This is a genomic window from Gilvibacter sp. (assembly GCF_013214815.1).
GTDB lineage: Bacteria > Bacteroidota > Bacteroidia > Flavobacteriales > Flavobacteriaceae > Gilvibacter.
The window spans coordinates 21,144-30,049 of the sequence record NZ_JABSPU010000030.1; the positions used below are offsets into that span (position 1 = coordinate 21,144).

At 42.0% G+C, this 8,906-nt stretch carries 11 protein-coding genes; 1 reads left to right on the plus strand and 10 read right to left on the minus strand.

Annotation, left to right across the window (positions count from 1 at the left end; translation table 11 throughout):
* Window positions 1-133: 133 nt before the first annotated feature.
* The 5 genes from HRT75_RS08015 to HRT75_RS08035 all read right to left on the minus strand — a co-directional run bounded on the left by HRT75_RS08015 (window position 134) and on the right by HRT75_RS08035 (window position 4,829).
* Complete coding sequence (locus tag HRT75_RS08015) at window positions 134-1,843, minus strand: amidohydrolase (RefSeq protein WP_291184893.1); 1,710 nt, start codon at window positions 1,841-1,843, stop codon at window positions 134-136.
* A 58-nt stretch (window positions 1,844-1,901) separates the two neighbouring features.
* Window positions 1,902-2,798: an alginate export family protein gene (locus HRT75_RS08020; RefSeq protein ID WP_291184896.1), complete on the minus strand. Its 897-nt coding sequence runs from the start codon at window positions 2,796-2,798 to the stop codon at window positions 1,902-1,904.
* A 112-nt stretch (window positions 2,799-2,910) separates the two neighbouring features.
* Window positions 2,911-3,303: a hypothetical protein gene (locus tag HRT75_RS08025; protein WP_291184899.1), complete on the minus strand. Its 393-nt coding sequence runs from the start codon at window positions 3,301-3,303 to the stop codon at window positions 2,911-2,913.
* Window positions 3,304-3,315: 12 nt separating this feature from the next.
* Window positions 3,316-4,227, minus strand: a complete 912-nt coding sequence (locus HRT75_RS08030; protein WP_291184902.1) for a hypothetical protein — start codon at window positions 4,225-4,227, stop codon at window positions 3,316-3,318.
* Between the two features lie 59 nt (window positions 4,228-4,286).
* Window positions 4,287-4,829: a DinB family protein gene (locus HRT75_RS08035; RefSeq protein ID WP_291184905.1), complete on the minus strand. Its 543-nt coding sequence runs from the start codon at window positions 4,827-4,829 to the stop codon at window positions 4,287-4,289.
* A 95-nt stretch (window positions 4,830-4,924) separates the two neighbouring features.
* Here HRT75_RS08035 and HRT75_RS08040 point away from each other — a divergent pair, with 95 nt between their 5' ends.
* On the plus strand, window positions 4,925-5,473 hold the full coding sequence (locus HRT75_RS08040) for a hypothetical protein (protein WP_291184908.1): 549 nt from the start codon (window positions 4,925-4,927) through the stop codon (window positions 5,471-5,473).
* Between the two features lie 2 nt (window positions 5,474-5,475).
* Here the strand turns inward: HRT75_RS08040 and HRT75_RS08045 are convergent, their stop codons facing one another.
* The 5 genes from HRT75_RS08045 to HRT75_RS08065 all read right to left on the minus strand — a co-directional run.
* Complete coding sequence (locus HRT75_RS08045; RefSeq protein WP_291184910.1) at window positions 5,476-6,030, minus strand: hypothetical protein; 555 nt, start codon at window positions 6,028-6,030, stop codon at window positions 5,476-5,478.
* A gap of 224 nt (window positions 6,031-6,254) precedes the next feature.
* On the minus strand, window positions 6,255-6,677 hold the full coding sequence (locus HRT75_RS08050; protein ID WP_291184911.1) for a hypothetical protein: 423 nt from the start codon (window positions 6,675-6,677) through the stop codon (window positions 6,255-6,257).
* A gap of 74 nt (window positions 6,678-6,751) precedes the next feature.
* A complete protein-coding gene (locus HRT75_RS08055; protein WP_291184913.1) occupies window positions 6,752-7,801 on the minus strand; it encodes a BamA/TamA family outer membrane protein in 1,050 nt (349 codons plus the stop codon).
* Between the two features lie 5 nt (window positions 7,802-7,806).
* Window positions 7,807-8,349, minus strand: a complete 543-nt coding sequence (locus tag HRT75_RS08060; RefSeq protein WP_291184915.1) for a glycine zipper family protein — start codon at window positions 8,347-8,349, stop codon at window positions 7,807-7,809.
* An 11-nt stretch (window positions 8,350-8,360) separates the two neighbouring features.
* On the minus strand, window positions 8,361-8,906 hold a 546-nt coding region (locus HRT75_RS08065), incomplete at its 5' end, for a DUF1214 domain-containing protein (protein WP_291184917.1).

Consider the following 8,906-nt stretch of genomic DNA (forward strand, 5'->3'; position numbering starts at 1 on the left):
CATCTAAATGCCCATCTAGGAGTGCTGTACAATCTTCGGTGTTAATACGAGACGATATTAGAAAAAAGCAAAACATCAAATGAAAAAACCCTCGGCTTTCGCTGAGGGTTCTCATTTTCAGGTTGATGATTAGTTATTGCCGATCAAAAACGAGTTCTCCTTCTTTGATCGTTTTTAGCACCTGAATGTCTTTTATATCGTCCGTCGGAACGGTTAGCGGGTTTGCATCTAAGACGACTAGATCTGCCATCTTCCCTACCTCTAGCGTTCCTTTGGTGTCTTCTTCAAAATGCTGATACGCACTCCAAATGGTAATAGCCTGAAGCGCTTCATAAGGTGTTAAACGCTCGTCTGCGCCTATATCTGCTCCAGAGCGACTGGTTCTGCTCACTGCGGTCCAAATAACGCGCATGAGGTTTGGTAGCGCCACGGGAGCGTCAGTGTGAATGGTTATATCTAAGCCTTTGTTTAAAGCAGATCGGGTTGGGCTAATCTTATCCCCCAATTCTTGTCCAATGAGCTGTCGGTGCCAATCACCCCAATAATACGTGTGCAAGGGAAATAAGCTCAAAACAACGTCAAGCTCTTTAAAATCATCCAATTGATCCATGCGGATATACTGCCCATGGATAAGCACAAACCGACGGTCTTCATTGCCGTACTTCTCCGCCAAGGGCTTTAAGGTTCTGATCATTTGATCCATGGCGGCATCTCCGTTTCCGTGGGTGAGGGTTTGCCAATTGTTCTGAAAGGCCTTCTCATAAATAGCTGTAACGTCCTCATCATTCGGGATGGCCGGATATCCCGCATAATCAGCGGCTGCGCCATCTGGCGGGATTAAATAGGGTTGGGTTCGCCAAGCTGTTCTACCTTGTGGAGAACCGTCCAAGGTCAGCTTCATCCCGCCAATTCTAAAGTGATTTATATAAGACTTGCTGTTCCAAGGGGTATCCATGTATTTGTCTGTCACCGAATAATCCACATAGCTCACCACATCCAACTTCAGTTTCTGTTGTTCGGCCATTGCGGTCATTTGAGACAGGTCCATAGAGCGACCGTCTTGAGCGGTAGTATATCCGTATGAAAGCGCCATTTCTTGACCCGCTTCAAAAAAGCGCATACTGCTCTCCGCGCTTTTAGGCATCATGGAGGCGAACATATTAGGGATGGCAGCCAACTCCTCCAATACCCCATTGGGCTCTTGCGAGTTTGGCTCTCTTCTGATGATCCCTCCTTCTGGATCTGGCGTATCGGCAGTGATACCTAACAATTCTAATCCTTTAGAATTCACCACCGCAAAGTGCCCGGAGATATGAATGATCATAATTGGGAACTCCGTGGTCACTTGGTCCAGATCGTGTTTGGTGGGGAAGCGTTTCTCGGCAATGACAGAATCATCAAAACCAGTTCCGAAAATCCAACCCGTAAGCTCCCGATTCTCTGGAGTATTCCAAGCCTTGAGCACTTCGATTATAGTTGGAATATCATCTGCACGACCGTCTGGTGAAGGCAATAACTGCGCGCCTATGGCCTGAGCCGAAAAGCTCGTAAAATGCGCATGACCGTCAATTAAGCCCGGGACCATGGTTTTGCCTTGCAGGTCAACCATTTTATGTCCTTTCCCTGCAGCCTGCATGGCTTCTGCACTCTTGCCAACAAAAACGATCTCTCCGTCGCGTTCCACTAAAGCTTCTGCGTATTGGGGTGTATCCCCGACCATGGTGAGGATCTCTCCTCCAAAGTACATCGTAGCCGTAGCCTGTTCTGAATCTGTAGGCTGATCTGTTTTACAACCCATCAGCAGGCTAAAAAAGAGCAGCGCATATAAGTAGTTATTCTTCATTTGTTCCTGTGTTATTTAGTCCGATTCCTTCAGATCTGTAAGTTACAAAATGTTCCGCTTAATAATTGAATACAACATTGACAAAAGCCCCGCTCCATAGGGATGTCTCTCCCACAATATTGTTGATACCATCTCCCGCAAAGGAAAAAGCAAATCCAGCATTGACAAATAGATTACGGTTTACCACACGGTTGTATTCTAAAAAGATATCATTGGCCAAATTCGCCTCAGTCACCCCAGAAACTACCGTTGGAATTCCGTCTGAGAATTCCACACGGGCGGCCTGCCCAAACTGAATAGGACTTCTGAGCTGTTGTGCTGCAATATTTGCATAACGCAGGGTAAGAATGTCTTTCTGGCTCGGCATCACGCTCAGGCTTAGCATAAAGGACCTCAGGTTGGAATTGATAAATACCATAGAGGATTTAGAACCTGTAGACCAGGCGCTGGGCGAACCTTCATAGTAAAGCGGGTCAAAGCGTTCCAGCCCTGGCGTGTCGGGATCATCTCCAGAAAAGATCTGGTAGGTGGCCATAAGCGTTGGGCTCCATTTTAGCTTTTTAAAGTCATAGCCCAATTGCGCACGACCGCCCCAAGCGTTCAGATCTAAGCGTTGGTTCCACTGATAGGCAAAATCTAAGGCTGTAAAAAGGTCTTTTAGCTTCCCTTTAAACGGATAAGTCTTTCCGTAAAAACTGAGCGCGTTCAAATCTTCACGACCTCCAGCAATGATCTCTGGCGGGCCATCGCCTCCAGGAGCCGCTTGTGGATAAGGCGCCTCAGAACGAATCACATTCAAATAACTGAGGCCAAAAAATTTATTGGGGGAGGCCGTCCAATTGGCATCAAAACCTATAATTTCATTTTTGGTGTCGTTGGATGGTAGTTCGTTAGGATCCAAATAGAATGCTCGTGCATTGAAGTTTTTATTGTTGTAATGCCCTATAGCAGCCATCTCCCAAGCCTTGCGCGTTCAAAACCACTCACCCCTCCATTGGCAATGAGCATTCCAGTTCCGAGCTTTAACTCCCGGCCACCGACGGATAGATCCAAAGAGCTGTGCTCGTTTATTGCAAACAAGTAACCCACATGAGATTCCTCCAGCGTGAATCTACCCGTATCCCTTCATCAAAAGCATCTGTGCCTAAGGTAGACGACCAAACCGCAGACACACGGCCGTAAAACTTAGACTTGCCCACAGGGACTGTAAATCCAAGGCCTGGCTTAGCATAGCTTTCCAACCATTGAGTGTCTGAGTTATAGTCCAGTTCTGGGACATCAGCCAAATTCCAGAAGAGATTGGTCTCTGCCACGGCATTGACTCCAAACTGCAAATAGCCTTGGATTTGAATACCTTCACTTTTATACACAGTCAAGAAATCAGTTTCTTGAGCCTGAATGATCCCAAACAGGCTTAACGAGATAATTGTGATAATTTTTGATCTCAAGGCTTTCATCATAGAAGTTTAATATTATTCGCTGTTGGTGATCGAGCCAAATCCCAGGCCTGGAGTTTTTACATCTTTATCTTTCTCATATTTATTGTGGGTAAGGATGATCATCAGACCAAATAATACAGCGACAACAATCAAAACTGTGCTAATCAAACCACTGACTCCAAAGGACATTCGTATCAAAATGGTGGAAACCACAAAGCCTGAATTGCGAATGATCTTGTGGAACTCATCAGTATAAAATAAAGAGATCAACAGCAGTACTACATCAACCAAGATCAGCAGGGTAAAGAATTCGTCAAAAAAGAGGCTATTAATGCTGCTCAAGGCCGGCATAGAAGCGCTGTCAAAGGAGACGGCTCCCAACCAATTCACTAAAGTGACCACTGCTAATAAACAGAACAAGGGAACCAAAAATGTTGCAATGAGCTTTTTACGAGCAATGAAACGGTCTGTCTTTTCCTTGGGTACCCTTGACCGGCTTGGGATGCGTTTTCCCTGTTTTTGAAATTGATAGATCAAGTAAAACAAGATCAGCGACGCCAGAAGGTCATAGGTAAATTGCAGATCGCCCTTTATTTCAAACCAATCGGTACTGAGTTCCAGCGCGGACAGGTCTTTGAACAGCTTGCGGATAATAATTAGGGTAATGATCTGATACTGTTTGGTAATATAGGTAGTGAACGATTTTGGCAGGTAGTAGATCAGTAAATACACCTCGTAAACCAAAATGAAGGAAAAAGGCGTGTATACTGCAGATATTGGATTTTCTAAAAGTTCTGAGTCTGCAAATAGCGATATCCAACCCCACTTATTCAAATAGATCAAGGCCAAATGCGCAAAGAATCCCATAAACGCCACATAGAGTATGAAACGCTCAATGCGAATCTTGGCCGATTCCGATAAGAAAAACGAGTAGAGTTTATTCAAGCTTGAACATATTTTGTTTAAAGTTAATCAAAATATGTTAAACAAAACATTAGTTGTGTTTATTGATACAAGACGTACCGTGGAGGCACTATCCCGTTTAATCGTAAAGAAACCAACATCTGTCCACGGTGGTGGGTAATGTGATCTGCCAAAAGCATAAAGATCTGCCGCTTGGTTCGGTCTAGTCCAAAATAGTCCAAACGATCTTCCAGTTGTTTTACATCAAACCCTCGGAGCAGTGATAGGGCTTGCTCAAAGGTCTTATCGATTAAAGCGATCATCTCTGCCTTGCTTTTATCTGCAACCTTGAAAACCGTATCGGTCGCCCAGGTTCTGGCTTCTCGGCCTCCCAACAAAGACTGACTGTGCCAATCCATGGCAAAACCGATGTGCATCAGATTCTCAGCAAAGCTTAAGGACTCTGGGGTAGGTTTGAAATTATACTGCGCTTCTGGCATTTGCTCAGCCACCAGCAAGAGGTACTTTTTAGAGTTTTCCAGACGTTCCACATAATCCCGAACAAATGCATTGTCTTGACTTTGTGCGAACAACGGAGCGCAACTCATCAGCAAAAATAAACTGCAGTACATAACCTTTTTCATAGAAGTTTCTTTGATGTGCTTAGAATGCTAAGAAAGTTAAGACATTCTTTGCACTTTGGCGCGACTTTTGCTTAAACTGCAAGCAAAGAAAAACTATGAAGACCGCCACCCTCGCACTACTAATCTTAACCCTATACAGCTGCATTCCAACCCGGATCGCGCCCAAAATAGAAACTCACAAAATTGTGGAGACCAAGAAATTCTCCAAGGAGTTGCCGCAAGGCTATGGTTTTGCTTTTGAAGATCCCAAAGACGCCAACGAGTTTTACAGCTATGTGAATAGCAAATACGATCTGGCCTATACGGAGGTGGAATACAATGTACCCTTTGAACTCGATGGTGAAAAACTATACCTGAGCTTCTACGAATGTGAACGCACTACAAAAACTATCAATCTGATCCCGATCTTGGTAGACACTAAATTGGAGAACGACGGTTCCACACCTGTTTTGGAAGACTTTCATTCCTCCCGCAGTGGCCAATGGTACATTATCATTTCCGTGCGTGATGCAGCCCTCAAAGATGTCCTGAACATCAGTCACAAGCAGCATGAAGTTCTAAAGAAATACTTGGAAAGTCTTAGACAGGAATATCTCGCAACACATCATTACAACGAGCTGAATCTAAAAAGTAACGGTCGATAGGCCTAGCGAATCTCGTGCAGCACGCTTTGCGTCAATAGGTTGCCGTTGGCTTTATACGACTCTTCTTTGACCATTCCTACGCCTCGAGAAATCCATTGTTTGCAGGTCAGGTTTTGAGCCATTCCACTTACAGAGACCCTGTTGGAATAAGTTACCAAATAGCATTCAAACGTTCCCGCTGGCGTGGTGATATTTTCTAAGGCGATGACCTTGCGGTCGATCATAGAAATTGTTGTTGTGATTGCCATGACTCCAGCATCTACGCGCATCTCTACGGAAGCATCGGGCGGGGTCTCTCCTACTTCTAAGGCATTGGGAAAGAACAGATCGTCTCCGCTTATAGAATACTCCATTCCTTCATAACGCTGCAATTGAGAAGATACTAAACTAGCAGCATCCAAGCGCGTCACTCCGCCTTCACAAATTGCTTTAAAGGAGCTGTCCGTTAGATAACGATTGCGCTTGTCTTTAACCTCTAAGGCAATGGTCATGCCGTCATCAGTAACCTCTGAGGTGGTGTACTCCAAAATGGTCTGCAAGCGGCCTCGTTTGTCCATTTGATGGATAACCAAGGTTGGCCTTCATTGGCGGGATAAAGCGTGCTATAATTGTCTTGTGCGAAACCTGTGGCGGTGATTAAAGTCGTGAGTAAAAATAAAATACGTTTCATGGATAAGGTCTTTGTATTAGCAATCGATTTTTGATTTCGATGTAAAACTAAGTCCTCTTACGCCCGGTGGATGGTGCTATTGTAACAAATGCTAGAAGAGATGTAACAACCTTAAAAATCGCTTAAAGTGGTTATGATTCCATCTATTTGGCGGTTGTACTCATTGATGTCTGGTAATGTTCTACCTGGTATTTCTACTTTACCATTATTAATAGTAGAATTAGGAGTGTCATTCGGCAATGATTCTGTTTCTGATTGAGTTGAACCTCCTTCAGGTGTCCAAGTTGCGGTTATACTCAAAGAGCCTTGATAAGGAATGTCTCCATAAGCTGCAGCCTCCAATCCAAGTCCTGCTCTAACATTAAGGCTTATGGTCCAAGGTGAAGTAACATCGGTTAGTTCAATAAGGTCGCCTTGATTATCTCTATATTCCACCTTATTTATAGTTGCACCATTAGAAGCAGTTACCGTATACGAAATATCATACACCAATCTGTCATTGTTATCATCACTACTTGAACAAGAAACGAACAATGTAAGAATTGTAATAAAAAGTATATTTCTTATAATTATTTAAGTTATCTCAAATTTAATTTTTCGCTGATTATTTAAAAAGCTTCACCTATTCTAAAATAAACACCCCAATCATCTTTACCTGCAGCGATGTCTAGGCCCACATTCATTTTGTTTTCAGGAAAAGCCATATACCGATAGCCTACACCTATACTTGGTAAAATTTTACCATCATTTGAATCAATATTGGAGCCGTAGACAGCACCTAAACCCGCGAAACCAACTAAGCCCATAGTTGTTTTAAAATTATATCTATACTCACCTTGCAGAGCGACAAGCTGCTTTCCTCTATATTCACCCTGGGAATAGCCTCTTAGGTCGGTCCCTTCAACTACGATGAGATTATTAAAGGGTACTTCACCGAGACCGAATGCTCCATAGCCTCTAAGGGCAATAACGTCTTGAGGCCGTTTACTCTTTATAAAATAATTATATTGTAATTCGATTTTGCTTGATTCTTCATCATTGCCCATAAACTCAGCATATAGTGTGTAATCGAAATTGAATTCAGACCCTTTGGTCGGATAATAAACATTATTGCGCTTATCACGTAGCATTACAAAACCTAAACCATTGAGTGTAATCTCTTCGGTCACTGGCGTATCAAAAGCAAACTCATTATTGAATTTTGTAAACATATAATTTCCACCTAAATAAAGCCCTTTGCCAATCTTTCGCTGTACTTCCAGTTTAAAAAAGTCAGCTCCAGTTTGATAATCGATGAAATTTGACGTGGTACCACCACTAAGAAATTGTGAATTTGCATTACCGAGACCTGCTGCAATTGTCATTCTCCAGCGATCTTCATTGATATATAACTTAGAAAACATCAATGCAAACCATGTTTTATTTGTGGTATAAATCCCCATGAGTCCTGATATGGAGGGAGGAGAAATCGTGTCTTTTTTATCAAATTTATACATAGCCATAGGAACTGCACCAAACATAAATTCATAAGTCCTATTATAACTTACATAAGGCACCACCTTTATGTCCATTGATTTCTCGCTTGTATTTTCTATTTCTTGAGAAAATGAAAGATTCGCAGAGGTTAATAAAAGTAAAACAATGATTAAAATTCTCATATTTGTTAATTAACACTATAATCTTTTGCCTTTAAACAGGCAGAAAAAGCATTAACAAAATTAGTTTTCATTTCAGCTTCTAAAGCTTTACTAGTTTTTGCATTTTTCTCATTTTCCTGATTTTGCGCTATTCGAGATGCCCTTCTACCTCTAATTGCTCCTGCCACTGCTCCAATAGCAGCACCATCTCCCGTATCGCCGGCTACCGCTCCTACAACAGCTCCTGAAGCTGCCCCTCTAATAGCACCTTTAACAGCACCTCCCTTCTCTCTTTCAGCTTTATTTACTTCGACCCTTGTGGGATGTAAAGGGTCATATTTTGTTTGTTCATAAGCCCATTTGTAACATTCCTTAAAATCTTGTTCTTGTTGTATACTATCTTGATTTTTAGTAGGAAATATATATAACCCTAGTGTTTTTGTATAATCATCTGGTAACTGAATAGTTGTTTTCTTCTCTTCGGTAATAGTAACAGTTTCTTGAGAGATTACAGGAACTGTTACAAATAAGAAGAATATTATTGCATATGTTTGCTTTTGGTATCTCATGCCTAACAGTTTTAGTTTACTTTTTGTACTCCAGGCATCTTATAAGACCTGTTTAAAACACTTTCTTTTGGGTAATACATTCTAAAGGTTAATTCAAATTCTTCTCCAGCTTGTGGACTCGGTAACCAGTTTGTTTTTAAATGTTCAGGTTCTTCCGCTTGTATAAATATATCTAAGGAACCATCTTCATTGTAGGTCAACGCTTTCATACCACCTAGATTATAGCGGTCAATAGCATTATCTACCAAAAAGCCTTTTTTATCATACATTGTTAAAGACCAAAATCCATTTACAGGTGGCATATGATCAGCATCAAAATGTAACACATATTTATTTGATCCATTATACGTATTACCATCAGAATCAACTGCAGAATTAGGGTAAATAGCATCTAAAGACTGATTGGCACCATAACCGATTTTAGTAACATAAGCTCTTAAAAAGTATTCTGTTCCATATTCTCCGAGACCAGCTGTAATTACATTCCATCCATTTTGAAGGTTTTCAGACGGCGGATTTGCGGTCATTTTTGAGAATAATCCTTGAACGATTGCAGG

Coding starts and splice junctions, on each gene's coding strand:
- HRT75_RS08015 (WP_291184893.1), bottom strand. CDS start 1,843: ATGAAGAATAACTACTTATATGCGCTGCTCTTTTTTAGCCTGCTGATG.
- HRT75_RS08020 (WP_291184896.1), bottom strand. CDS start 2,798: ATGGCTGCTATAGGGCATTACAACAATAAAAACTTCAATGCACGAGCA.
- HRT75_RS08025 (WP_291184899.1), bottom strand. CDS start 3,303: ATGATGAAAGCCTTGAGATCAAAAATTATCACAATTATCTCGTTAAGC.
- HRT75_RS08035 (WP_291184905.1), bottom strand. CDS start 4,829: ATGAAAAAGGTTATGTACTGCAGTTTATTTTTGCTGATGAGTTGCGCT.
- HRT75_RS08040 (WP_291184908.1), top strand. CDS start 4,925: ATGAAGACCGCCACCCTCGCACTACTAATCTTAACCCTATACAGCTGC.
- HRT75_RS08045 (WP_291184910.1), bottom strand. CDS start 6,030: ATGGACAAACGAGGCCGCTTGCAGACCATTTTGGAGTACACCACCTCA.
- HRT75_RS08055 (WP_291184913.1), bottom strand. CDS start 7,801: ATGAGAATTTTAATCATTGTTTTACTTTTATTAACCTCTGCGAATCTT.
- HRT75_RS08060 (WP_291184915.1), bottom strand. CDS start 8,349: ATGAGATACCAAAAGCAAACATATGCAATAATATTCTTCTTATTTGTA.